This is a genomic window from Streptomyces sp. NPDC021115, from assembly GCF_044333065.1.
GTDB lineage: Bacteria > Actinomycetota > Actinomycetes > Streptomycetales > Streptomycetaceae > Streptomyces.
This window is the reverse complement of sequence record NZ_JBIRQF010000008.1, coordinates 240,147-262,301: the sequence shown is the minus strand read 5'-3', so window position 1 is coordinate 262,301 and position 22,155 is coordinate 240,147. Positions and strand designations below refer to the sequence as shown.

22 protein-coding genes and 1 riboswitch are annotated in these 22,155 nt (G+C 72.2%); of the genes, 12 read left to right on the top strand and 10 right to left on the bottom strand.

Annotated features, from left to right (window positions below):
• The first annotated feature begins 124 nt into the window (after positions 1 to 124).
• Positions 125 to 1,135: a carbohydrate-binding protein gene (locus ACH4TL_RS25420; RefSeq protein WP_398319042.1), complete on the top strand. Its 1,011-nt coding sequence runs from the start codon at positions 125 to 127 to the stop codon at positions 1,133 to 1,135.
• Positions 1,136 to 1,165: 30 nt separating this feature from the next.
• On the opposite strand, the gene ACH4TL_RS25415 is transcribed toward ACH4TL_RS25420, so the two are convergent.
• The 3 genes from ACH4TL_RS25415 to ACH4TL_RS25405 all read right to left on the bottom strand — a co-directional run bounded on the left by ACH4TL_RS25415 (position 1,166) and on the right by ACH4TL_RS25405 (position 4,506).
• A complete protein-coding gene (locus ACH4TL_RS25415; RefSeq protein ID WP_398319045.1) occupies positions 1,166 to 2,107 on the bottom strand; it encodes a 1-phosphofructokinase family hexose kinase in 942 nt (313 codons plus the stop codon).
• Between the two features lie 237 nt (positions 2,108 to 2,344).
• Positions 2,345 to 3,508 (bottom strand): N-acetylglucosamine-6-phosphate deacetylase, encoded by a 1,164-nt coding sequence (gene nagA / locus ACH4TL_RS25410; RefSeq protein WP_398319048.1) that lies wholly within the window; start codon positions 3,506 to 3,508, stop codon positions 2,345 to 2,347.
• Complete coding sequence (locus tag ACH4TL_RS25405) at positions 3,508 to 4,506, bottom strand: ROK family protein (RefSeq protein ID WP_398319051.1); 999 nt, start codon at positions 4,504 to 4,506, stop codon at positions 3,508 to 3,510. Before ACH4TL_RS25405 ends, nagA begins: the two co-directional genes overlap by 1 nt.
• 308 nt (positions 4,507 to 4,814) lie before the next feature.
• On the opposite strand from ACH4TL_RS25405, the gene ACH4TL_RS25400 reads away from it, so the two are divergent.
• The 3 genes from ACH4TL_RS25400 to otsB are packed head-to-tail and all read left to right on the top strand — an operon-like array spanning position 4,815 to position 7,168.
• The gene (locus tag ACH4TL_RS25400; protein ID WP_398319701.1) at positions 4,815 to 6,044 is read left to right on the top strand and encodes an extracellular solute-binding protein; all 1,230 of its coding nucleotides are present in this window, start codon (positions 4,815 to 4,817) and stop codon (positions 6,042 to 6,044) included.
• On the top strand, positions 6,041 to 6,274 hold the full coding sequence (locus ACH4TL_RS25395) for a DUF3263 domain-containing protein (RefSeq protein WP_398319054.1): 234 nt from the start codon (positions 6,041 to 6,043) through the stop codon (positions 6,272 to 6,274). The genes ACH4TL_RS25400 and ACH4TL_RS25395 overlap by 4 nt, the downstream gene beginning before the upstream one ends.
• 54 nt (positions 6,275 to 6,328) lie before the next feature.
• Positions 6,329 to 7,168, top strand: coding sequence for a trehalose-phosphatase (gene otsB / locus ACH4TL_RS25390; RefSeq protein WP_398319057.1), 840 nt, complete (start codon positions 6,329 to 6,331; stop codon positions 7,166 to 7,168).
• 43 nt (positions 7,169 to 7,211) lie between these two features.
• Here otsB and ACH4TL_RS25385 read toward each other — a convergent pair whose 3' ends face one another.
• Positions 7,212 to 8,678: a trehalose-6-phosphate synthase gene (locus tag ACH4TL_RS25385; protein WP_398319060.1), complete on the bottom strand. Its 1,467-nt coding sequence runs from the start codon at positions 8,676 to 8,678 to the stop codon at positions 7,212 to 7,214.
• Between the two features lie 64 nt (positions 8,679 to 8,742).
• Entirely contained in the window at positions 8,743 to 9,690 is a 948-nt protein-coding gene (locus ACH4TL_RS25380) for a glucosyl-3-phosphoglycerate synthase (RefSeq protein ID WP_398319063.1), read from the bottom strand.
• Positions 9,691 to 9,877: 187 nt separating this feature from the next.
• A riboswitch (SAM riboswitch) is annotated at positions 9,878 to 10,019 on the top strand.
• A gap of 17 nt (positions 10,020 to 10,036) precedes the next feature.
• On the opposite strand from ACH4TL_RS25380, the gene thrC reads away from it, so the two are divergent.
• The 4 genes from thrC (at position 10,037) to groL (ending at position 14,201) form a co-directional block, all read left to right on the top strand.
• Positions 10,037 to 11,323, top strand: coding sequence for a threonine synthase (gene thrC, locus ACH4TL_RS25375; protein WP_398319066.1), 1,287 nt, complete (start codon positions 10,037 to 10,039; stop codon positions 11,321 to 11,323).
• Positions 11,320 to 11,598: a MoaD/ThiS family protein gene (locus ACH4TL_RS25370; RefSeq protein ID WP_398319069.1), complete on the top strand. Its 279-nt coding sequence runs from the start codon at positions 11,320 to 11,322 to the stop codon at positions 11,596 to 11,598. Before thrC ends, ACH4TL_RS25370 begins: the two co-directional genes overlap by 4 nt.
• Before the next feature lie 431 nt (positions 11,599 to 12,029).
• Positions 12,030 to 12,236, top strand: a complete 207-nt coding sequence (locus ACH4TL_RS25365) for a cold-shock protein (RefSeq protein ID WP_009716982.1) — start codon at positions 12,030 to 12,032, stop codon at positions 12,234 to 12,236.
• A gap of 339 nt (positions 12,237 to 12,575) precedes the next feature.
• Complete coding sequence (groL, locus tag ACH4TL_RS25360; RefSeq protein WP_398319072.1) at positions 12,576 to 14,201, top strand: chaperonin GroEL; 1,626 nt, start codon at positions 12,576 to 12,578, stop codon at positions 14,199 to 14,201.
• A 104-nt stretch (positions 14,202 to 14,305) separates the two neighbouring features.
• On the opposite strand, the gene murQ is transcribed toward groL, so the two are convergent.
• Positions 14,306 to 15,274 carry an N-acetylmuramic acid 6-phosphate etherase gene (gene murQ / locus ACH4TL_RS25355; RefSeq protein WP_398319075.1) on the bottom strand — a complete coding sequence of 323 codons (969 nt, stop codon included), beginning with the start codon at positions 15,272 to 15,274 and terminating at the stop codon, positions 14,306 to 14,308.
• Between the two features lie 87 nt (positions 15,275 to 15,361).
• On the bottom strand, positions 15,362 to 16,294 hold the full coding sequence (locus tag ACH4TL_RS25350; protein WP_398319078.1) for a MurR/RpiR family transcriptional regulator: 933 nt from the start codon (positions 16,292 to 16,294) through the stop codon (positions 15,362 to 15,364).
• A gap of 104 nt (positions 16,295 to 16,398) precedes the next feature.
• Here ACH4TL_RS25350 and ACH4TL_RS25345 point away from each other — a divergent pair, with 104 nt between their 5' ends.
• Both ACH4TL_RS25345 and ACH4TL_RS25340 read left to right on the top strand, forming a co-directional pair.
• Entirely contained in the window at positions 16,399 to 16,755 is a 357-nt protein-coding gene (locus ACH4TL_RS25345; protein ID WP_398319081.1) for a hypothetical protein, read from the top strand.
• Positions 16,755 to 17,030 carry a DUF4031 domain-containing protein gene (locus tag ACH4TL_RS25340; protein ID WP_398319084.1) on the top strand — a complete coding sequence of 92 codons (276 nt, stop codon included), beginning with the start codon at positions 16,755 to 16,757 and terminating at the stop codon, positions 17,028 to 17,030. The genes ACH4TL_RS25345 and ACH4TL_RS25340 overlap by 1 nt, the downstream gene beginning before the upstream one ends.
• A 34-nt stretch (positions 17,031 to 17,064) precedes the next feature.
• Here ACH4TL_RS25340 and ACH4TL_RS25335 read toward each other — a convergent pair whose 3' ends face one another.
• On the bottom strand, positions 17,065 to 17,724 hold the full coding sequence (locus tag ACH4TL_RS25335) for a response regulator (protein WP_398319087.1): 660 nt from the start codon (positions 17,722 to 17,724) through the stop codon (positions 17,065 to 17,067).
• 2 nt (positions 17,725 to 17,726) lie between these two features.
• Positions 17,727 to 18,710 carry a histidine kinase gene (locus ACH4TL_RS25330; RefSeq protein ID WP_398319090.1) on the bottom strand — a complete coding sequence of 328 codons (984 nt, stop codon included), beginning with the start codon at positions 18,708 to 18,710 and terminating at the stop codon, positions 17,727 to 17,729.
• 260 nt (positions 18,711 to 18,970) lie between these two features.
• On the opposite strand from ACH4TL_RS25330, the gene ACH4TL_RS25325 reads away from it, so the two are divergent.
• Complete coding sequence (locus ACH4TL_RS25325; protein ID WP_398319093.1) at positions 18,971 to 19,309, top strand: DUF3040 domain-containing protein; 339 nt, start codon at positions 18,971 to 18,973, stop codon at positions 19,307 to 19,309.
• A 122-nt stretch (positions 19,310 to 19,431) separates the two neighbouring features.
• The gene (locus tag ACH4TL_RS25320) at positions 19,432 to 20,781 is read left to right on the top strand and encodes a cation:proton antiporter (protein WP_398319096.1); all 1,350 of its coding nucleotides are present in this window, start codon (positions 19,432 to 19,434) and stop codon (positions 20,779 to 20,781) included.
• Positions 20,782 to 20,807: 26 nt separating this feature from the next.
• Here the strand turns inward: ACH4TL_RS25320 and ACH4TL_RS25315 are convergent, their stop codons facing one another.
• Positions 20,808 to 22,046 (bottom strand): Cmx/CmrA family chloramphenicol efflux MFS transporter, encoded by a 1,239-nt coding sequence (locus ACH4TL_RS25315; RefSeq protein ID WP_398319099.1) that lies wholly within the window; start codon positions 22,044 to 22,046, stop codon positions 20,808 to 20,810.
• Positions 22,047 to 22,155: the final 109 nt, after the last annotated feature.

The following is a 22,155-nucleotide window of genomic DNA, read 5'->3' as shown; positions in this document are numbered from 1 at the left end:
CATGAATATTGGCCATCCGGACAGCCCACGCCCTTCTTAGGCCCTGTCGGCCCTGATATGAGCTGTCGTGGCGCGTACGCACACCTGAGCGCCGATGGCCATATGCATAGGGGAGTGACCAGGGATGACGGCCGGCAACAACGGCTCGGACACACCGGAGAACGACGACCCGTTCGCCTATCTGTACCGCTCGGAGGGCGATCAGGGCGGGCAGGGCGGCCAGGGTGGCCAGTCGGGCTCCGCCCGCACCGGTGGGTACGGCTACCCCGGTCCGGCCGGCCGACAGCAGCCGGGGGTGCCCCGCACCTCGTACAACCACGTCCGCGCGGTCGGCGAGCGCAACTACGGCCAGCAGATCCCGAACCAGCAGCCGCAGGGTTACGGGCAGCAGGGCCAGCAGGGCTACGGCCAGCAGGGTCAGCAGGGGTACGGCCAGCAGAACGCCCACTACGCCGCCCCCGAGACGCTGCCCGGCGGCAACGGCCCCCGCCAGTCCGCCCCCGCCCCGCGCGGTGGCGGCCGCGGCCCCAACAGCCGGGGGCTGCTGATCGGCGCCGTCGCCGTGGTGGCGGTGGTCGTCGTCGGCATCGGTGTCGCGATGCTCACCAACGGCGGGGACGACAAGAAGGACCAGGGCGACCAGGCGGGCGGCAAGCCCACGTCGGCGTCCAGCGTCGAGCCCAGCGAGAAGCCGGGGCCCTCCAAGAAGCCCGGCGGGAAGCTGCCCAAGGAGGACGCGGCCAACATGTCGCTCGGCGGCGGCGCGGCCCCGGCGAGCGACATCAAGGGCGCCAAGGGCGAGGGCGGCCGTTACGTCGGCGGCCTCAACAGCCCGGGCTCCTCGGCGACCTGGGACGTGGACGTCAACCAGGCCAAGGCGTACAAGCTGTACGTGCGCTACGGCGTGCCCGGCGAGGACCAGTCCCTCTCGCTGAAGATCAACGGCAAGAAGTCGGCCCGGCCGATCAGCATGAAGAACTTCTCGAACGCGCCCAAGGGCGACTACGAGAAGGGCTGGACGTACTCGTGGTCCATCGTCCAGCTCAGCCAGGGCAGCAACACGATCACCCTGTCCTGCGACGACGGTGACAAGTGCGACGTCAACCTCGACCAGATGTGGCTGAAGAGGGGCTGACGACGGTATGCGCGGGGCGGCGGCGCTCCCTCAGGCCGCCGTCGGGTGCTCGGTGACCTCGACCCGGTCCAGCAGCTCCGCGTAGACCGCCGGGTCGAACTCGCCCGCCGCCGGGGCCCGTACGGCCGCCGCCGACAGCGCCACCGCGCGCGCCATCCGCTCGGGCCAGGACACCCCGTCCACCAGACCGGACAGCAGCCCCGCCACCGCCGCGTCCCCGGCGCCCGTCGGATTGCCCGTCAGGCGCTCCGGCGGGGTCGCGCGCCAGGCGCCCTGGGCGGTGATCGCGAGTAGCCCGTCCGCGCCGAGCGAGGCGGCCACCGCGCGCGCCCCGCGCCGCCGGGCGTCGCGCGCGGCGCGCAGCGGCTCGGTGGAGCCGGTGAGCCCGGCCAGCTCCTCGGCGTTGGGCTTGACGATGTCGGGGCGGGCGGCGACGCCGCGGCGCAGCGGTTCGCCGCTGGTGTCCAGCAGGGTGGGCACGCCCGCGTTCCGGGCCTCGCGGATGAGCTGGGCGTACGTACCGACGGGCACACCGGGCGGCAGGCTGCCGCACAGCGCGACCACCGACGCCTCGCGCAGCAGCCCGGCGTAGGCGTCCATGAAGGCGGCCCACTCGGCGGCGGTGACGGCCGGTCCGGCCTCGTTGAACTGGGTGGTGTCGCCCGGCGCGGTGTCGACGACGCCGAGGGTGCGCCGGGTGGTCCCGGCGATCGGCACCAGCGCGTCGGTGATGGCCGTATCCGTACGGGCGTCCGTGGCCAGCAGCTCGCGGACCACCGTGCCGGTCACCCCTCCGGCGAAGCCGGTGACGGTGGTGGGGTGGCCGAGTGCGGCGAGGACGCGCGCGACGTTGATGCCCTTGCCGCCGGGCCGTTCGGTGACCTCGGTCACGCGGTGGCTGGCGTGGGGGCGCAGTCTGGGCACCCGGTAGGTGATGTCGAGGGCGGTGTTGAGCGTGACCGTCAGGATCACCCGGCATCTCCTCTCCCGTCCCCCCGCCGGACGGAGATTCCTGTGCTGCATGCGTGTGGCTGGGTGCCGAGCGGCGCCCGCGCGTGAGCGATCATGCCAAAGGCTCGGCGCCCGGCCCACCCTTTTGGGATGACCGGGACGCCCAATCATGGCGCGAAATCGGCCAATTCGGGGTCAGCGGGGCGTGACGGCGGCGACGCGCGGGGTCAGCGGGGCGCGGGGCTGGAGGGGGTGCTTCTATCCGGGGTCGACCACCCAGCCGCCGCGCCGCATCACGCCGCGCAGCCGGAAGTCGGCGTCGAGGACGACGAGGTCCGCGTCCTTGCCCGCCTCCAGCGACCCCACCCGGTCCGCAAGACCCAGCACCCGCGCGGGGGTCGTGGACAGCGCCCGGACCGCCTGCTCCACGCCGAGCCCGTCGACCGTGACGGCGCGCCGGAAGGCGTGGTCGAGGGTGAGGGTGGAGCCCGCGATGGAACCGGCCGTCGGGCCGTCACTGATCCGCGCCACACCGTCCTTGACCTCGACCTCCATCGGGCCGAGCGGATAGCGGCCGTCGCTCATGCCCGCCGCGCCCATCGCGTCGGTGATGAAGGCGACCCGGTCCGCGCCCGCGCGCCGGAAGGCCAGCTGGAGCACGGCGGGGTGCAGATGCGTCCCGTCGTTGATCAGCTCGACGGTGACCCGCTCGTCCTCCAGCAGCGCGGCCACCGGGCCCGGCTCGCGGTGCAGCAGCGACGGCATCGCGTTGAACAGGTGGGTCGCCACGCTCGCGCCCGCCTCCACGGCCTCCCGGGTCGCCTCGTACGCCGAGTCGGTGTGGCCGATCGCTGCCAGCACGCCGCTGTCGGCCAGCAGCCGTACGGATTCCAGCCCGCCCGGCAGCTCGGGCGCGAGCGTCATCATGCGCGCGGTGCCGCGCGCCGCGTCGATCAGCTTGCGCACGTCCGCCGGGTCGGGGTCGCGCAGCAGCGACGGCTGGTGGGCGCCGCAGCGGTGCGGGGAGATGAACGGCCCCTCGAAGTGGATGCCCGCCAGCTCTCCCTCCTCGGCCAGCTCGGAGAGCACCGCCGCCTGCCGGGCGAGGTCGTCCAGGTCGCCGGTGACGGTGGAGGCGAGCATCGTGGTGGTGCCGTGCGCGCGGTGCGTCGCGATGACGGTCAGCGCCTCCTCGGCGGTGCCCGTGGAGAACGAGGCTCCGCCGCCGCCGTGGAGGTGCAGATCGACGAAGCCGGGGACGATCCAGCAGCCGGACAGGTCCCGTACGGCATCGCCCTCGTTCAGGGGCGCGCCCGTGGCCGTATCGGCGATGCGGGTGCCCTCGACCGTCAGCCGTCCGTCCGTGACGACCCCGGACGGCAGCACCACCCGGGCGCCGTTGAGAACCGTTCGCTGGACCATCAGCCGGATACCTCCGTGGACTGCGCGGACCGCGCATGGGGTGAGGGGGACGTGGGCGACTGCTCGGAGTGCGGAGACCGGGTGGCGGCGAGATCCCAGGCGAGCAGTCCCGCGCCCAGGCAGCCCGCGGTGTCCCCGAGGGCCGCGGGGACGATGCGGGGGAGCGACTGGAAGGTGATCCGCTCCTCGATGCCCGCGCGCAGCGGGGCGAACAGGGTCTCCCCGGCCTCGGCGAGCCCGCCGCCGATGATCAGCAGCTCGGGGTCCAGCAGGGTGAGGGCGGTGACCAGGCCGTCGGCGAGCGCGCCGGTCGCCTCCCGCCACACCGCCACGGCCCGCGGGTCGCCGGACTTGACGGCCTTGGCGCAGTCGGCCGCGTCCGCGCCGGGCCCGCCGCCCGCCGCCGCCCAGGCCCGGCCCACCGCGGCGGCGGAGGCCAGCGTCTCCAGACAGCCGGACTGGCCGCAGCCGCACGGGGTGCCGCCGGGCCGTACGACGATGTGGCCGATCTCGCCGGAGTCGCCGTGCGCCCCCGGTTCGAGACGGCCCTCGATGCCGATGGCGCCCGCGATCCCGGTGCCCACCGACACGAACAGGAACCGGTCGGCGCCCCGGCCCGCCCCCAGCCGCCCTTCGGCCAGCCCGCCCGTCCGCACGTCGTGCCCGAGCGCGACCGGGACGCCGCCCAGCCGCTCGGACAGCAGCGCGCGCAGCGGTACGTCGCGCCAGCCGAGGTTGGCGGCGAAGACGGCGACGCCGCGCTCCTGGTCCAGTACGCCGGGCACGCCGACCCCGGCGGCCGCGGCCGGTTCGCCGAACCGCCGCTCGCCGAGGTCGCGCAGCTCGGCGGCGAAGTCGAGGATCGCGGCGACCACGGCCTCGGGTCCGTGCTCCCGCCCGGTGGGCCGCCTGGCCTCGTGCAGGAGTGTCCGGTCCGCCCCGACCAGAGCGGCCTTCATGCCGGTGCCGCCCACATCGAGGGCGATGACGTGTCTCACGGGGACAGTCTCCCGCGATCCACCATGAGAGGTCTAGTCCACTCGCCGGGCGGTTCTCCGCCGCAGGTAAGCGAGTTGTGAGGGAGTGACGCATCCCACGTAGACGCGTGCGATACGGCTGACCTGGCAAGAAGGGGGCCGATACCGAAGCGATACGCCCATGGTGTAGACCTTGTGGAGGTTTGCAAGGCAGACTCGCTCGACCTTCGCGAAAGTATCCGTGGAGGATGAATCAAGCCATAGGGTGGGGAAAAGCAGTGCAGCGGCGACGGTTCTTGAGTCTGACGACGGCTGGGGCCGCGACGGCGATGGCGATGCCCACGCTTTCGGCGTGCGGCAGCGACAGCTCCGGATCGGACGAGAACGTCCTGAAGGTGATCGCGGCGGACTACGGTGACAGCGCCGAGAACACCTCCCAGAAGTACTGGGACAAGCTGGCCCGGGCCTTCGAGGCCAAGCACAGCGGTATTACGGTCGACGCCAAGGTCTACAGCTGGACCGAAGTCGACAAGAAGGTCGCCGACATGGTCAAGGACGGCGAAAGCCCGGACATCGCGCAGATCGGCGCGTACGCCGACTACGCCGACGCGGGCAAGCTCTACCGCGCCGACCAGATGCTCTCCATCCCCACCCAGGCGTCGTTCATCACGTCGATCGCCCAGGCGGGCGAGGTCAGCCGGGTGCTGTACGGGCTGCCCTTCGTCTCCAGCGCCCGGCTGCTCTTCTACAACAAGAAGCTGTTCGACGAGGCGGGCATATCCTCCGCCCCGACCAGCTGGTCCGAGCTGAAGGACGCCGCGCGGCAGCTCAAGGCGTCCGGGGTGAAGATCCCGTACGGGTTTCCGCTCGGCCCCGAGGAGTCCCAGGCCGAAACGCTGATGTGGATGCTCAGCGGCGGAGGCGGCTACACCGACTCCAACGGCAGCTACACCATCGACTCCACCGCCAACATCGAGACGTTCGAGTGGCTGCGCGACGAACTGGTCGGCGCGGGGCTGACCGGCTCGCGCTCCCCGGCCCGCACCAACCGCCAGGACGTCTTCAACGCCTTCACGCGCGGCGAGGTCGGCATGCTCAACGGCCACCCCACCCTGATGCAGCAGGCGTCCCGCCACGACATCGACTACGCCACCGCCCCGCTGCCCGGCCGCCACGGCAAGTCGACCTCGACGATGGGCGTCGCCGACTGGCTCATGGCCTTCAAGGCGAACGGCAAGCGCAAGCAGATCGGCGAGTTCCTGGACTTCGTCTACCAGGACCAGAACGTGCTCGACTTCGCCGACCAGTACGACCTGCTGCCGGTCACCACCTCCGTATCCGCGACGATGCGCCATGAGAAGGAACACAAGAAGCTGTGGCGCTTCCTCGACCAGATGGACAGAGCCCAGTTCTATCCGGCGGACAAGACCTCATGGGCGAGCATCAGCACGATGATCAAGAAGAAGATCGGCGCGACGGTGACCAAGGGCGGCGACCCGGCGAGCGTCCTCGGCGAGATCCAGCGCGCGGCGGACGCGATGGAGACGACCAAGTCGTGACGGCCGAAGAACTCTCCGAACAGGACCTGGCCGTCCTCGCCGTCGAGCGCGGCGGCTGGCCGGGCCCCGGCGCCAAGGAGCGGGCCATACGGGAACGGCTCGGCATCACCCCGACCCGCTACTACCAGCTGCTCAACGCCCTGCTGGACGACCCGCGCGCGCTGGAGCACGACCCGGTGACGGTGAACCGGCTGCGGCGCGTGCGCGACGAGCGGCGCGAACGCCGCTGAGCGCTTTGCCGTTGGTACGGGTGCCGGTGAGCGGGGGCGGGTAGGGTCGGCCGCATGGGCAGCCACCCCCTCCCCGTACCCGCCACCGCCGCCGGACGCGAGGGCCTCGCCGCCCTCCTGGAGCGGCCCGAACGGGCCGTCGTCGGCGTCGACTTCGACGGCACCCTCGCCGACATCGTCCCCGACCCCGACCAGGCCCGCGCCCACCCCGGCGCGGTCGCGGCCCTCGCCGCGCTGGGCCCCCGGCTGCGCTCCCTCGCGGTGATCACCGGCCGCCCGGCCGACGTCGCCGTCCGCTACGGCGGCTTCGCGGACAGCGGCGCCCCGGCCAGCCTCGTCGTCCTCGGCCTGTACGGCGCCGAGCGCTGGGACGCGTCCAGCCGCGCCGTCCGGGCCCCCGAACCCCACCCCGGCATCGCCGCCGTCCGCGCCGAACTGCCGGGCGTCCTGGCGGCGAACGGCGCCTGGCACGGCACCTGGACCGAGGACAAGGGCCGCGCCGTCGCCGTCCACACCCGCCGCACCGAGGACCCCCAGGCCGCCTTCGACCAACTCCACGCCCCGCTGCACGCGCTGGCCGAGCGTCACGGCCTGATCGTCGAACCGGGCCGTCTGGTGCTGGAGCTGCGCCCGCCGGGCATGGACAAGGGCGTCGCCCTGCGGGAGTACGTCCGCGAGACCTCCGCGGGCGCGGTGCTCTACGCGGGCGACGACCTCGGCGACCTGGCCGCGTTCGCGGCGGTGGAGCGGCTGCGGGAGGAGGGGGTGCCGGGGCTGCTGGTGTGCAGCGGCAGCACGGAGGTGACAGCCCTGGCGGACCGCGCCGACCTGGTCGTCGACGGCCCGGCCGGGGTGGTGGCCCTACTGGAGGCGTTGGCGGAGGCGCTGCGCTGAGCCCCGCCGCGCGGCGGAGCCGCATATCGGGTGCCGCGGGGGGCTAGTCCTGCTGTAGTGCTCGTAGCTGGGTCAGGAACCAGTCGCGGGGTGGGAGGGCCGTTGCCGCCGCTGCCAGGCGCTTCGTGCGGTCCGCCCGTTCGGCGTCCGGGGTGCGCAGGGCCTCGTCGAGGGCTCGGGCGGTGGCCTCCACGTCGTACGGGTTCACCGTCACCGCGTCGGCGCCCAGCTCCTCGTACGCCCCCGCCTCCCGCGACAGCACCAGCACGCAGCCGCGCTCGGAGACGACCGGGACCTCCTTGGCGACCAGGTTCATCCCGTCCCGGATGGGGTTGACGAGGGCCACGTCGGCCAGCCGGTAGGCGGCAAGGGAGCGGGCGAAGTCGTCCTTCACATGGAGCGCGACCGGCTGCCAGCCCTCCGTTCCGTACTCCGCGTTGATCTCCTCGGCGAGCACCCGCACCCGCTCGGTGTAGTCGCGGTAGACGGCGAGGTCCTGGCGCGACGGATAGGCGAAGGCCACGTGGACCACGCGCTCGCGCCACTCGGGGCGGGTCTCCAGCAGCAGGCGGTAGGCCAGCAGCCCGCGCACGATGTTCTTGGACAGCTCGGTGCGATCCACCCGGACGATCGTCTTCCGGCCGCCGGGGCCGATCTGCTCGCGCAGGGCCGCCAGCCGCTCGTCCACGTCGGCCGCGCGCGACCGCTCCCGCAGGAAGTCGGCGTCGGCGCCGAGGCCGTGCACCCCGAGCCGGGTCTCGCGGCCCTCGAAGCGCACGCCGGCCGCGGAGCCGTCGGTGCCCCGGACGATCTCCGCGCCGAGCACCGCCGCACAGCAGTCGGCGAACGCGGCGGCCCACCGCCCGGTGAGGAAGGCGGCGCGGTCGCCGCCGAGGATGCCGCGCAGCACGCCCGCCGCGACGTCGTCCGGCAGCAGCCGGTAGTAGTCCGGGGGCGCCCAGGGCGTATGCGAGAAGTGGCCGATCCGCAGGTCGGGGCGGCGCGCCCGGAGCAGCCCGGGGACCAGCGCCAGGTGGTAGTCCTGCACCAGCACGACCGCGCCCTCGGCCGCCTCCTGGGCGAGCGCGTCGGCGAAGGCCGCGTTGTACGCCTCGTACGCCGCCCACTGGGCGCGGAACTCCGCGTCGAAGACCGGCTCGACGGGGGTCTGGTAGAGCAGGTGGTGGACGAACCACAGCACCGAGTTCGCGACGCCGTTGTACGCGGCGGCGAAGACGTCGGGCGCGATGTCCAGCATCCGGACCTGCTGGCCGCCGGTGTGGTCGGCGGGCAGATGGCCCGCCCGGGCGCGCCGCGCCGCCTCGCGGTCGCCGTCGCCGAGCGCGGCGCACACCCAGACCGCGCCCGCGTCGGGCCCGATCGCGCTCAGCCCGGAGACCAGCCCGCCGCCCCCGCGCTTGGGGGTGAGCGAACCGTCCTCACCCAGCGCGTACGAGACCGGGCCGCGGTTGGACGCGACGAGGATCGGTGCGCTGCGCTCAACGGCCATGTCGCGAGCCTAGCCATCGGGCACCCGGCGCAAACGTACGTACGGTTTGTTCTGCCCGCGAGGGTTACGCCGCGCGCCGCTCCGCGTATTCGGGGATCTCGATCATCGGCGGCCGCTCCTCCGTGTCCACCGCCGTCGTCCGCGGCTCGAAGCCGTTCTCGCCGCGCTCGAACTGGGTCAGCCGCGGCCGCACCAGATGGCCGCGGGCCAGCCGCAGCTGCGCGGTGCGGTAGATCGCCGCGGCCATCCGGCCGAGCGCCTTGCCGTCCTGGTGCCGGTGCTTGCGCACGCCGATGTCGACCTGGGCGAGGGCGTCGAGCCCGACCGTGTGCAGCGCGTCGACGAGCAGGCCCAGCTCGACCCCGTACCCGACGGGGAACGGCAGCCGCTCCAGCAGCGAGCGCCGGGCCGCGTACTCGCCGCCCAGCGGCTGGACGAACCCGGCCAGCTGCGGCCAGTGCAGGTTGAGCAGCGGCCGGGCGACCAGCTCGGTGACCCGGCCGCCCTGGCCCTCGGCCTCCCGCAGCGGCCGGTCGTACATGCCCTTGACCAGCTGCACCCCGGGGTCGGTGAGCAGTGGGCCGACGATCCCGGAGACGAAGCGCGCGTCGAATTCGCGCAGGTCGGCGTCGATGAAGCAGACGATGTCGCCGTCGGTCGCCAGCAGCGACCGCCACAGCACCTCGCCCTTGCCGGGCAGCGCTGGCAGCCGCGGCAGCAGCGCGTCGCGGTGCACCACGGTCGCCCCGGCGGCCGCGGCGACCTCGGCGGTGCGGTCCGTGGAGCCGGAGTCCAGCACCACCAGCTCGTCGACCAGCGGCATGGCCTCGGTCATCAGCTCGCGGCGGATCGCGGCGGCGATCTCGCCGACGGTCGCCTCCTCGTTCAGCGCGGGCAGCACCACACTGACGCTGGTCGCCGCGTGGCGCTTCGCGGCCAGCAGGCGGTCCAGCGGACGGTCGTCGGCCGACCAGGAGCGGCGCTCCAGCCAGCGCTCCACCTCATCCAGCACCTGTTTTGTCTCCCTGCTGTGATCGCCGGTGATGTCGCTCGGCGTGATCGTTGTGATCCATCTCGCGGTTCGGACGGCTGGCTCAACCCTCAGGGCCGTCGGTTACAGTCTTGAACAACGCACGTGACCTCCGTATGTCGGGGCCACGGTGCGGACAAATGCCCCGGGTCCGGCCCGGTGGCCATACCGCTCATCCAGAGGGGCAGAGGGAACGGCCCGTTGAAGCCCCGGCAACCCTCCAGCTGGTCTCGCGTCCTGTAGCGAGGCTCCCAGCTCGGGAAGGTGCCAATTCCGTCTCGTGGCGAAATGCGTCCCGAGGAAGATGAGGAGAAAGGGCCTCGCCTCCATGGCTGTGCAATCTGTCGAAAGCTCAACCACTTCCGCTGCCGCTTTCGGCCCCGCCGTCGCCCTGTCCTGCCGCGAGTGCGGTGAGCGCTTCGACCTCGGCCCGATCTTCGCGTGCGGGTCGTGTTTCGGGCCGCTGGAGGTGGCGTACGAGCTTCCCAGCGGCGACCCGGAGGGGCTGCGCAAGCAGATCGAGGCCGGTCCGGACAACATCTGGCGCTATGCGCCGCTGCTGCCCGTCCCCGCCGACGTGGCCACCCTCCCCAGCCTGAGCCCGGGCTTCACCCAGCTCGTCAAGGCCGACCGGCTCGCCCGTGAGCTGGGCGTGACCGGCGAGCTGCACGTCAAGGACGACTCCGGCAACCCGACCCACTCCTTCAAGGACCGGGTCGTCGCCATCGCCGTCCAGGCGGCCCGCACCTTCGGCTTCACCACCCTGTCCTGCTCCTCCACCGGCAACCTGGCCGGCGCGGTGGGCGCCGCGGCCGCCCGTTCCGGCTTCCGCTCGTGCGTCTTCATCCCGCACGACCTGGAGGCGGGCAAGGTCGTCATGGCCGCCGTCTACGGCGGTGACCTGGTCGGCATCGAGGGCACGTACGACGACGTCAACCGCTTCTGCAGCGAGCTGATCGGCGACCCGGCGGGTGAGGGCTGGGGCTTCGTCAACGTCAACCTGCGGCCGTACTACGGCGAGGGCTCCAAGACCCTGGCGTACGAGATCTGCGAGCAGCTCGGCTGGCGGCTGCCGGATCAGATCGTCATCCCGATCGCCTCCGGCTCCCAGCTCACCAAGATCGACAAGGGGCTCAAGGAGCTGATCAAGCTCGGTCTGGTCGAGGACAAGCCGTACAAGATCTTCGGTGCCCAGGCCGAGGGCTGCTCCCCGGTCTCCGCCGCCTTCAAGGCGGGCCACGACGTGGTGCGCCCGCAGAAGCCGAACACCATCGCCAAGTCGCTGGCCATCGGCAACCCGGCGGACGGCCCGTACGTCCTCGACATCGCGCGCCGCACCGGCGGGGCGGTCGAGGACGTCACCGACGAGCAGGTGGTCGACGCGATCAAGCTGCTCGCCCGCACCGAGGGGATCTTCGCGGAGACCGCGGGCGGCGTGACCGTCGGCGTGACCAAGAAGCTGATCGAGGACGGGCTGCTCGACCCGTCCCTGACGACCGTCGTCCTCAACACCGGCGACGGCCTCAAGACCCTCGACGCGGTGGCCCCCACCACGGGCCCCTCCGCCATCATCCGCCCCACCCTTGACTCGTTCCGAGAGGCTGGCCTCGCATGAGCGTCAACGTCCGAATCCCGACCATCCTGCGTACCTACACCGGCGGCCAGGCCGAGGTCAGTGCCGAGGGCGCGACCCTCGCCGAGGTCCTGGCGGACCTGGAGAAGAACCACACGGGCATCGCGGCCCGCGTCCTGGACGACACCGGCAAGCTGCGCCGCTTCGTGAACGTCTACGTCAACGACGACGACGTGCGGTTCGCCGAGGGCCTGGGCACGGCCACGCCGGACGGCTCCGGGGTGTCGATCATCCCCGCGGTCGCGGGTGGCTGCTGACGCCCCATCACCCCGCTCACCTCTGGAAATCGCCCCGTCCCGGAAGAACCGGACGGGGCGATTCCGTGTGTGGAATCGCGATAGAGTTGCCCCGCTTCCCCAGCGGCCCCCGGGCTACCTCATCGGCCCCGGCGCCGGAACCGCATATGAGAACTCGTCAACTTGTGCGCAAAGTGTGTGCGCGATTTGTCGGGTTAGTGCCCTGTGCCCCGCCAGGTTTGCCCGAACTTCACAGGAATTCTCCACTTATTCCCGATCAGCCGTGCCCAGAATTCTCGTCCAATTGACCTGTTGCAGAGGGCGTTGGGACGGATACATTCAGCGGCGGTCGACGCGTTCCGGCGCACACCCCCCTCGACTCGGGGGGTGAGGTCTGACCCGGGTCCGCGGAGTGCGGTCCTGCGCAAGGGCCAGCAATAGGGGAGTTAGGAATGGCTCAGGGCACCGTCAAGTGGTTCAACGCGGAGAAGGGGTACGGCTTCATCGCGGTCGACGGTGGTGCGGACGTGTTCGTCCACTACAGTGCGATCCAGATGGACGGTTACCGCACCCTCGAGGAAGGCCAGCGGGTCGAGTTCGAGATCTCGCAGGGCCAGAAGGGCCCGCAGGCGGACATGGTCCGCGTGGCCGTAGGCTGACGCGCCGAACGCGAGGCAGCTGACTGAAGTTCCGGAGGGCCCGTACCCCGTGGGGGACGGGCCCTCCGGCATGTCCCCGGCCCTCGTTCCCGTCGCTCTCCTGTGGCTCTCCCATCCCTCCCCTGTGGCTCCCTTGACGTCCATCGGGCGCTTGCACTCTCATGGGGCGAGTGCTAATTATTGCGTTAGCACTCTGAAGGTGAGAGTGACAGAAGGATCGGGTCGGTGAGGCTCGCCGACGCCGCGCGGGGCAAGGAACCGCACGGCAGGCAGGCCGTCCGTCGCGGGCGCCAGGCGCGGTCCGGAGCAATCCACCCCGTCTTGGGAGGACCACTTCACATGGCCAAGATCATCGCGTTCGACGAGGAGGCGCGGCGCGGCCTCGAGCGCGGGATGAACCAGCTCGCCGACGCCGTCAAGGTCACCCTCGGCCCCAAGGGCCGCAACGTCGTCCTCGAGAAGAAGTGGGGCGCCCCCACGATCACCAACGATGGTGTGTCCATCGCCAAGGAGATCGAACTCGAGGACGCGTACGAGAAGATCGGCGCCGAGCTGGTCAAGGAGGTCGCGAAGAAGACGGACGACGTCGCCGGTGACGGCACGACGACCGCGACCGTCCTCGCCCAGGCGCTGGTCAAGGAGGGCCTGCGGAACGTTGCCGCGGGCGCCAACCCGATGGCCCTCAAGCGCGGCATCGAGAAGGCCGTCGAGGCCGTCTCCGCCCAGCTGCTCGAGCAGGCCAAGGACGTGGAGACCAAGGAGCAGATCGCCTCCACCGCCTCCATCTCCGCCGCCGACACCCAGATCGGCGAGCTCATCGCCGAGGCCATGGACAAGGTCGGCAAGGAAGGCGTCATCACCGTCGAGGAGTCGCAGACCTTCGGGCTCGAGCTCGAGCTCACCGAGGGCATGCGCTTCGACAAGGGCTACATCTCCCCGTACTTCGCGACGGACATGGAGCGCATGGAGTCGTCGCTCGACGACCCGTACATCCTGATCGTCAACTCGAAGATCACCAGCGTGAAGGACCTCCTCCCGCTGCTCGAGAAGGTCATGCAGTCCGGCAAGCCGCTGCTGATCATCGCCGAGGACATCGAGGGCGAGGCGCTGGCGACCCTGGTCGTCAACAAGATCCGTGGCACCTTCAAGTCCGTCGCCGTCAAGGCCCCGGGCTTCGGTGACCGCCGCAAGGCCATGCTCGGCGACATCGCCATCCTCACCGGTGGCACCGTCATCTCCGAGGAGGTCGGCCTCAAGCTGGAGAACGCCGGTCTCGACCTGCTCGGCCGCGCCCGCAAGGTCACCGTCACCAAGGACGAGACCACCATCGTGGACGGCGCCGGCGACACCGACCAGGTGCAGGGCCGCGTCAACCAGATCCGCGCCGAGATCGAGAACTCGGACTCGGACTACGACCGCGAGAAGCTCCAGGAGCGCCTGGCGAAGCTGGCCGGCGGCGTGGCCGTCATCAAGGCCGGTGCCGCGACCGAGGTCGAGCTGAAGGAGCGCAAGCACCGCATCGAGGACGCGGTGCGCAACGCCAAGGCCGCCGTCGAGGAGGGCATCGTCGCCGGTGGTGGCGTGGCCCTGCTCCAGACCGTCTCGGTCTTCGAGAAGCTGGAGCTCGAGGGCGACGAGGCCACCGGTGCCCAGGCCGTGCGCCTGGCCCTGGAGGCCCCGCTCAAGCAGATCGCCGTGAACGCCGGTCTCGAGGGCGGCGTCGTGGTGGAGAAGGTGCGCAACCTGACCCCGGGCCACGGCCTCAACGCCGCGACCGGTGAGTACATCGACCTGATCGCCGAGGGCATCATCGACCCGGCCAAGGTCACGCGCTCCGCGCTCCAGAACGCCGCGTCGATCGCCGCGCTGTTCCTCACCACCGAGGCCGTCATCGCCGACAAGCCCGAGAAGGCCGCTCCGGCGGGCGCCCCGGGTGGCATGCCGGGCGGTGACATGGACTTCTGACCGTCCTCGGCGCCCCGCGCGCCGGTCGGTCGAACCGTCCACTGACGACGGCGGGGCGGCACCCTTTCTCCCAGGGGTGCCGCCCCGCCGCCGTGTTCGTGCCGTTACGTGTCCGCCGCTTCGAGGGCGGCCCTGAGGTGCCCGTTCGCCTCGCCGAGCAGCTTCTCGGCGGTGGGCGCGTCCACGCCGCCGAGGATCGTCAGGATGGCGTTCTTGGCCTCCCAGCCGGTGGCCGTCAGCGCGCTCTCGATCTGCTCGTCCGGGGCGCCGGTGGCCAGAGAAACGATACGGCGGGTGCGGGCCCGCAGCTTCTCGTTCGAGGCGCGCACGTCGACCATCAGATTCCCGAAGGTCTTGCCCAGCCGGATCATGGTGATGGTCGAGATCATGTTGAGGACGAGCTTCTGCGCCGTACCCGCCTTGAGCCGGGTGGAGCCGGTCAGCAGCTCCGGTCCGACGACGACCTCGATGCCGTGGTCGGCGGCCGCGGCGAGCGCCGAGTCCGCGTTGCACGACAGCCCGACGGTGAGCGCCCCCCGGCGGCGGGCGTGCTCGACGGCGCCCACGGCGTACGGGGTGCGGCCCGAGGCCGAGACGCCCACGACCGCGTCCCGGGGGCCGACCCCGATCCGGTCCAGGTCCTCGGCGGCCAGCTCCGCGCTGTCCTCCGCGCCCTCCGCGGACGACACCACGGCGGTCTCCCCGCCCGCGATCAGGCCGACCACCCGGTCCGGCCGGGCGTTGAAGGTGGGCGGGCACTCGCTCGCGTCCAGCACCCCGAGCCGCCCCGCGGTGCCCGCGCCCGCGTACACCAGCCGCCCGCCGTCGGCCATGCGCGCGGCGATGCCGTCGATGGCGGCGGCGATCCGGGGCAGCTGGGCGGCGACGGCGGCGGGGACCCCGGCGTCCTCGGCGTTCATGATGCGGGCGATCTCGACGGTGTCGAGCCGGTCGATCTCGGCGAGTTCGGGGCGGAACGCCTCGGTGGTCAGGGTCTCCAGCTGGGCGCGGAGCTGCATCTCGTGCTGCTCTTGTCGCTGTTTCTCTTGCTGCTGATCGGCGGCGGAAGTCATGGCGAGACGGCTCTTTCCTGCGTGAGCGTGACGGTGGGGGATGGCAGCGACGGCGCCGGGGCGCCGGTCGCTCTCAGCGGTGGCTTCTCAGCGGTGGCCGGGGCGGGGGTCGTGCCGGTGCGCGAGGGCCTCGTACGAGGCGGACAGGGCGGGCGCCGCGCTCTCGTACGTGCGCTGCGCCACGCCTATGAACAGGCAGTCCACCACCAGCAGCTGGCTGGTGCGGCTGGACATGGCCGCCGGGCGCAGCTCGCTCTCGCGCGCGGTGGAGGTGGTGAGGACGAGGTCCGCGTACTGCGCGACCTCGCCGTCCGGGCGGCCGGTGATCGCGATGGTGGTCGCCCCGCGCTCGAAGGCGACGCGCAACGGCTCGATGACGTCCGTCGTACGCCCCGAATGGGTGATCGCGAGCGCGACGTCGCGGGAGTGCAGCTGGACGGCGTTGGTGACGGCCAGGTGCGGATCGGCGTGCGCGTGCGCGATCAGGCCGATCCGCAGCAGCTTCTGGACCAGGTCCTGGGCGACCAGGTTGGACGCGCCGATGCCGTACACGTCGGTCCGGCGGGCGGCGGCGACCGCGGCGACCGCGGCCTCGACCTGGCCGGTGTCGAGTCCCGCGGCGGTGTCGGCCAGACACTGCTGCTCCTCCTGGGCGAGCTTGGCGATCACGTCGCCGATCGGGTCGTCGACCGCGATGTCCGCCGTCACGGCCGGGGCCCGGCCCGCCGCCTGCTGCGCGGCGAGCGCGGCGAGCGCGAGGCGCAGATCGCGGTATCCGGGGTAGCCGAGCAACCGGGAGGTGCGGACAACGGTGGCCTCGCTGGTCCCCGTACGCTCGGCGAGTCCGGTGACGGTGAGCGCGGCGCAGCCCGCCGGGTCGCTCGCTACGGCCTCGGCGACGCGCTGCATCGAGCGGGTCATGGACGGGCCCAGGGTGCGGACCTTCGCCGCGAGGGCGGCGGGGGCGGGCACGGCGGGGTCGGTGAGGGGAGTGAAAGTTTCCTTCAACTTGCTACTCACATCTGAAAACTATTTCCGGCCACGAGGCCCGTCAAGACTGCGCGCAGATGCCCTTACGGACGCTGGAAGGGCGGCGCGCCGAAGCAAAGGTGACAATGGGACCCATGAAGCTCGAACATGCACTGCACGCGGCACGGGCGCTCGTCCTGGCCGACCTCGCGGCGGGAGACGTCGCCCAGGCCGACATCGTCTCGCTCGTCGAGGACGCCATCGCGCACCGCCGCTGGTGGGTCGAGCAGTGGCCGGAAGGCGTGGCGTACGTGTCCGGTCTGGTCGCCCAGGACGTCCAGGACGCCCTGCTGGAACGCTACGGCCGCTGGCCCCTGTGCCCGGTCTGCACCACGGGCGGCGACCTCCACGCCCTCGACGTCGAACCCGAACTGGGTCCCGACCCGCACTGGGTCTGCGGCAAGACGGCGGTGGCGGTGGCCCGCGTCGGCTCGCTGGGGGCCACCCTCTGATGGCCGTACTGATCGACCCGCCCTCGTGGCCGGGCCACGGCCGCATGTGGTCCCACCTGGTGAGCGACGTCTCGTACGACGAACTCCATGCCTTCGCCACCCGCATCGGCGCCCCGCGCCGCGGCTTCGACCGCGACCATTACGACGTCCCGAGCGACCTGTACGCGCGGGCGGTGCGGGCGGGGGCGGAGGAGGTCGGCAGCAAGGAGCTGCTGCGGCGCCTCACGGCGGCGGGCCTGCGCCGCCGCCGGGGGCGTGAGCGCTCCGGCATGTGAGCGCTCCGGCATGTGAGCGCTCGGCACGGCCGGGCTACGGTTCGATCAGGCCGACGCGGATCGCGTAACGGGTCAGCTCCAGCCGGTCCTTCAGACCGAGTTTCTGCAGCAGGTTGGCGCGGTGGCGTTCGACGGTCTTGACGCTGATGACGAGCAGTTCGGCGATCTGCTGTGAGCTGTGCCCCTCGGCGACCAGCTTGAGGATCTCCTCCTCGCGGCCGGTGATGGGCCGTTCGGGGATGTCCTCGCCCTCCCTGAGCCGGCCCAGGTAGTTGCGGATGAGGGCGTTGACGGCACCGGGATAGAGGAAGGGCTCGCCGCGCATGGTGGCACGGCATGCCTCGACGAGGTCGCGGTCGGCGACGGACTTCAGGACGTAGCCGGAGGCCCCGGCCGCCAGCGCCTCGAAGAAGTACTGCTCGTTGTCGTACATGGTCAGGATCAGGATGCGCGTCTCCGGTCGGCTGCGGGCCAGTTCACGGGCGGCCTGGAGCCCGGTCAGCCGGGGCATGGCGATATCGAGGATCGCCAGGTCCGGCCCGTGGGCCCGGGCGGCCTCGACCGCCTCGGCGCCGTCTCCGGCCTCGGCGACGACGGTGAGGTCGGGCTCGCTCTCGAGGATGAGCCGGACCCCGCGGCGGACCAGCGCGTGGTCGTCGGCGAGGAGGATGCGGGTGGGGGACGCCTCGGGCATGGTCACTGGCTCCGGTGGGGGCGGGGACGGTCAGGGGCGCTGGCTCCGGTGGGGGCGGGGACCGTCAGGGTCACGGCGGTGCCGCCTCCCGGGGCGGGCCCGAGGGCGAGCTCGGCGCCGATGAGCAGGGCGCGTTCGCGCATGCCGCGGATGCCGGCGCCCTCGCTGGTGTCCAGGTCCCGGCCCCGACCGTCGTCGCGGACGCGCAGTTCGACACCCGCGGGGGTGCGGGTGAGGGCCAGGTCCACGCGGCGGGCGTCGGCGTGGCGCGCGGCGTTGGTCAGGCTTTCCTGGGAGACGCGGTAGAGGACGAGTTCGGTCTGGTCGTCCAGCGGCGGCAGATCGCCGGCGATGCGGTGGTGTACGACCAGGGTGGTGCTGGTGAACTCGTTGGTGAGCGCCTTCAGGGCGCTGGTCAGGCCCAGTTCCTCCAGGACGCCGGGGCGTAGCCGTCGGGCGATGCGGCGGATCTCGTCCAGGCTGGTGCGCGTGGTCTCCTGGACCTGGCGCAGGTCGTCGCGTATGCCGGGCGGCGCGTGACCCGCGACGCTCTTGAGTTCGAGCAGGACGGCGGTGAGGCTCTGGCCGATCTCGTCGTGGAGTTCCTGGGCGATCCGGTGACGTTCGGCTTCCTGGGCGGACAGGGCGCGGGCGGCGCTGGTGGCGCGTTCGGCCTCCAGCCGGTCGAGCATGGCGTTGAACGTCATGATCAGCTCGGCGACATCGCCTTGCCCGCCCACGGCGGGCCGCTGTCCGGGGCGCAGCAGGTCGGCGGTGGTCATGGCGCGGGTGAGCCGTTTCAGCGGAGTGAGGCCGATGCGTACCAGCACGCCGTTGGCGATCAGCATCACGCCCAGCCCCCCGGTGAGGACGGCGGCCTCGGTGAGCAGGACCGGGGTGGAGACGGTGACCGGTCCGAGCAGCAGCGCGGCGGCCGCGATCAGCACCACGGCGTTGAGCAGGAAGATCCGCCAGAACAAGGACACTCCGTGCCGCCTCTCTCCTGGTGGTCCCGTGGCCCGGTAGCCGTCTCTTCTCTATCACCACCCCGGTCGGCCCCGCCCGATCCGTTGGGCGGGTTTGTCCTGGCCGGGGCCGGGATGAGGGTCGGTCACCGGCGGAAATGGGTGTCGGCACCGATGGTGGGGCGTACGCGTGCGATGTGATCGTTGGCAGCGACGCCCCCGGAAGGCCGCCCCGGAAAGCCGCCCCCCTGGTGGGAGGAGGAGCGATGGGAGGAGGAGCGATGGCAGAGCCCGGAGACACTCCGCTGTACGAACTCGAGGAGCGGACGGCGCGCCGCGACCCGCGCTTCGCCCATGACCCGGGGGCGGGACGGCCACGTCGGCCACGTCGGCCGCCTCGGTCACGGAGGTACCGGCGTGCGGTGGCGTGGTCGCTGCTGGTCGTCTCCCTGTCGATGCAGGTGGCGGGGATGCTGCTGCCCGAGGGCCTGCTGCTCGCGGCGGGCCTGGTCATGGCGGGTACGGTCACGCGGCTGTTCGTGACCCCGCACGGGCACCGGCCGGACCGGCTCTGGCCCCGGTTGCCGCTGCGTCCGCAGGGCGACGACGGGCGACGGTGAACGCCCCTTGGCGACCCAACCGCCCCTCGACCAAGAACGACCGCCCCTTGACGAAGGAGGACGCATCCACCCCGCTCGACGCGACACCCCGCCCTTCCGCCCGCCGACGAAGGTGGTGACCCGTGGGACACGCTGACACCCTGCTCGCCCTCGGCGGCGCCTTCCTCGCCGCCGCTTTCCTCGCCCGCCTGGGCAGCCGGATCGGGCTTCCGACCATCCCGCTGTTCATGCTCGCCGGGATTCTGCTGGGCCCGCACACCCCGGGGCTGGTCCTGGTCGAGAACGCGCACGACTTCGAAATGCTCTCCGCCCTGGGGCTGGTGCTGCTGCTGTTCTACCTGGGGCTGGAGTTCCACCTCGACGACCTCAGGAGCGGCGGTCGGCGTCTGCTGGCCGCGGGCGGCATCTACTTGCTGCTGAACGTCGGCGCCGGCCTCGGGTTCGGATTCGCCCTCGGCTGGGGCGCCCGGGAAGCCCTGGTGCTCGCGGGCGTGCTGGGCATCTCGTCCTCCGCGATCGTCACCAAGATCCTGATCGACCTGGGTCGTATCTCCCATCCCGAGACGCGCCTGATCCTGGGCGTCATCGTGGTGGAGGACATCTTCCTGGCGCTCTACCTGGCCGCGCTCCAGCCCGTCATCAGCGGAGCCCAGGGCGTCCAGGAGACGGTCCTCCAGGCGGGCAAGGCCTTCGGGTTCCTGCTGGCGCTGGCGGCCGCGGCCCGCTACGGCACCCGGCTGGTCGGTCGTATGATCATGGTCCGCGACAACGAACTGCTGGTCATCAGCTTCCTCGGCACCGCGGTCCTCGTCGCCGGGGTCTCCGAAGTCCTCGGGGTCGCGGACGCCATCGGCGCCTTCATGGCCGGGCTGATCCTGGCGGGAACCCCCTCCGGACCGCGTATCCGCGAGCTGGTGCACCCGTTGCGCGACGCCTTCGCCGCCATCTTCTTCTTCGCCTTCGGGCTGGCCATCGACCCCGGGGACATCGCGTCCGTCGCCGGCCCGGTGGCCGCCGCGGCGGCGCTGACCATCGTGATGAACGTCGTCGCCGGACTGCTCGTGGCGCGCGTCTACCGCTACGGGCCCGATCCCGCCGCCGAGATCGCGACCACGCTCCTGGCGCGCGGGGAGTTCGCCCTGATCCTGGCCTCCATGGCGACCAGTGCCGGACTCGACGCCCGGCTGGCCCCGTTCATCGCCGGTTACGTCCTCGTCCTCGCGGTCCTCGGCCCGGTCGTCGCCGGGCGCGCGCACCTGCTCGCCCGCGGCCTGCGGTCGGCGCGCGCCGCCCTGTCCGGCCGTCGTCCGGCCCTCGCGCCCACGGCCGACGGCTCGTACGCCGCCCCGCGCGGCGATCCGTACGCTGCCGCTGCCCCGGGCCGCGATCCGGCGGTCGTCCCTCCGGCACCGGACTCGCCCTGCGCCACCGGCGGCCGGGCCCCCGGCGCCGAGGCCCGGCCGCCGGGGTGACGTCGACGCCTGCTGGGCGCTGGGGCCTACCGGGTCCGCGAAGGCGACGACGGCAAGGACTCCGCGGCGGACGAGGAGCCGGCCGCCGGCGAGGTCGCGATGACGCGGGACGCGCCCCTCCGGTGCAGTCGTGCCGCGACCGCCGTCGTCGCCACGCCCGTACCGGCGAGCGCGGCGCCCGTCCAGGCCACGGCCGGATAGCCCCAGCCCGCGTCGATGACCAGACCGCCGAGCCAGGGGCCCACCGTGTTGCCGATGTTGAACGCGGACGTGGTGGTCGCGCCCGCGAGCGTGGGCGCGGCGTTCGCGACGTTGAACATGCGGGCGTTGAGCGCGGGCGCGGTGAAGAAGGCGGTGAAGCCGAGCAGCAGCGCCAGGCCCACGGCCGCGACCGGGCTGTGCGCGGTGAGAGCGAGGACGCTCAGCACCACCGTCGAGGCGGTGATGCCGCCGTACATCGTCCCGAACAGGTGCGCGTCCGCGATCCGCCCGCCGACCATCGTGCCGATCAGCGCACCGACCCCGAACAGCGCCAGCACAGTCGGCACCCAGCTCTCGTCCAGCCCCGCCACGTCCGTGAGCAGCGGCCCGAGGTACGAGAACAGGCAGAACACCGCGCCCCCGCTCAGCGCGGTGGTGACCAGCGCGAGCCAGACCTGACGGTCGCGGTAGATCCGCAACTCGCCCCGCAGCCGCGGCCGGTCGTCCCCGGTCGGCACCTCCGTACGCGGTACGAGCGCGATCACCCCGATCAGCCCCAGCACCGACAGCCCGGCCACCGCCCAGAAGGCCGCCCGCCACCCGGCGTGCTGCCCCAGGAACGCCCCGGCCGGAACCCCCGCGATGTTCGCGACGCTGAGCCCGCCGACCATCACCGCCATGGCCCGCGCCCGCGCGTTCACCGGTACCAACGACACGGCCACCGACGCCCCCACGGCCCAGAACCCGGCACACGCGAGCGCGCTCACCACCCGCGACGCGAACAGCACCCCGTACGACGGCGCCACCGCCCCCGCGACCTGCCCGAGCCCGAACACGGCGAGCAACGCGATCAACGTCGTCCGCCGAGGCAGTCGCAGGGTGGCCGCCGCCAGCACCGGCGCCCCGACCACCATCCCGATGGCGAACGCCGATATCAGCAGCCCGGCCGTGGGGATCGTCACCCCCATGTCCCGGGCGACGGGTTGCAGCAGCCCGGACAGCATGAATTCGGAGGTTCCGAGGGCGAAGACGGACAGGCCAAGGACATAAACGGCGATGGGCATGCCCGTTCCAACATCGCAGGTGGGCACGTCATTCCTGACCACGGAACGGGCCTGTCGGCGGCGGTTGGTAGAAAGAGCGCGCAACGGGCCGGCGCCGACTTCGCCGCCG

Bases quoted from the DNA above. Each gene is read 5' to 3' on its own strand.
- ACH4TL_RS25420 (WP_398319042.1), top strand. From the start codon at position 125: ATGACGGCCGGCAACAACGGCTCGGACACACCGGAGAACGACGACCCG.
- nagA (WP_398319048.1), bottom strand. From the start codon at position 3,508: ATGGTCCAGCGAACGGTTCTCAACGGCGCCCGGGTGGTGCTGCCGTCC.
- ACH4TL_RS25400 (WP_398319701.1), top strand. From the start codon at position 4,815: ATGGCGATGCCCACGCTTTCGGCGTGCGGCAGCGACAGCTCCGGATCG.
- otsB (WP_398319057.1), top strand. From the start codon at position 6,329: ATGGGCAGCCACCCCCTCCCCGTACCCGCCACCGCCGCCGGACGCGAG.
- ACH4TL_RS25385 (WP_398319060.1), bottom strand. From the start codon at position 8,678: ATGGCCGTTGAGCGCAGCGCACCGATCCTCGTCGCGTCCAACCGCGGC.
- thrC (WP_398319066.1), top strand. From the start codon at position 10,037: ATGGCTGTGCAATCTGTCGAAAGCTCAACCACTTCCGCTGCCGCTTTC.
- ACH4TL_RS25370 (WP_398319069.1), top strand. From the start codon at position 11,320: ATGAGCGTCAACGTCCGAATCCCGACCATCCTGCGTACCTACACCGGC.
- ACH4TL_RS25365 (WP_009716982.1), top strand. From the start codon at position 12,030: ATGGCTCAGGGCACCGTCAAGTGGTTCAACGCGGAGAAGGGGTACGGC.
- groL (WP_398319072.1), top strand. From the start codon at position 12,576: ATGGCCAAGATCATCGCGTTCGACGAGGAGGCGCGGCGCGGCCTCGAG.
- murQ (WP_398319075.1), bottom strand. From the start codon at position 15,274: ATGACTTCCGCCGCCGATCAGCAGCAAGAGAAACAGCGACAAGAGCAG.
- ACH4TL_RS25345 (WP_398319081.1), top strand. From the start codon at position 16,399: ATGAAGCTCGAACATGCACTGCACGCGGCACGGGCGCTCGTCCTGGCC.
- ACH4TL_RS25340 (WP_398319084.1), top strand. From the start codon at position 16,755: ATGGCCGTACTGATCGACCCGCCCTCGTGGCCGGGCCACGGCCGCATG.
- ACH4TL_RS25335 (WP_398319087.1), bottom strand. From the start codon at position 17,724: ATGCCCGAGGCGTCCCCCACCCGCATCCTCCTCGCCGACGACCACGCG.
- ACH4TL_RS25325 (WP_398319093.1), top strand. From the start codon at position 18,971: ATGGCAGAGCCCGGAGACACTCCGCTGTACGAACTCGAGGAGCGGACG.
- ACH4TL_RS25315 (WP_398319099.1), bottom strand. From the start codon at position 22,046: ATGCCCATCGCCGTTTATGTCCTTGGCCTGTCCGTCTTCGCCCTCGGA.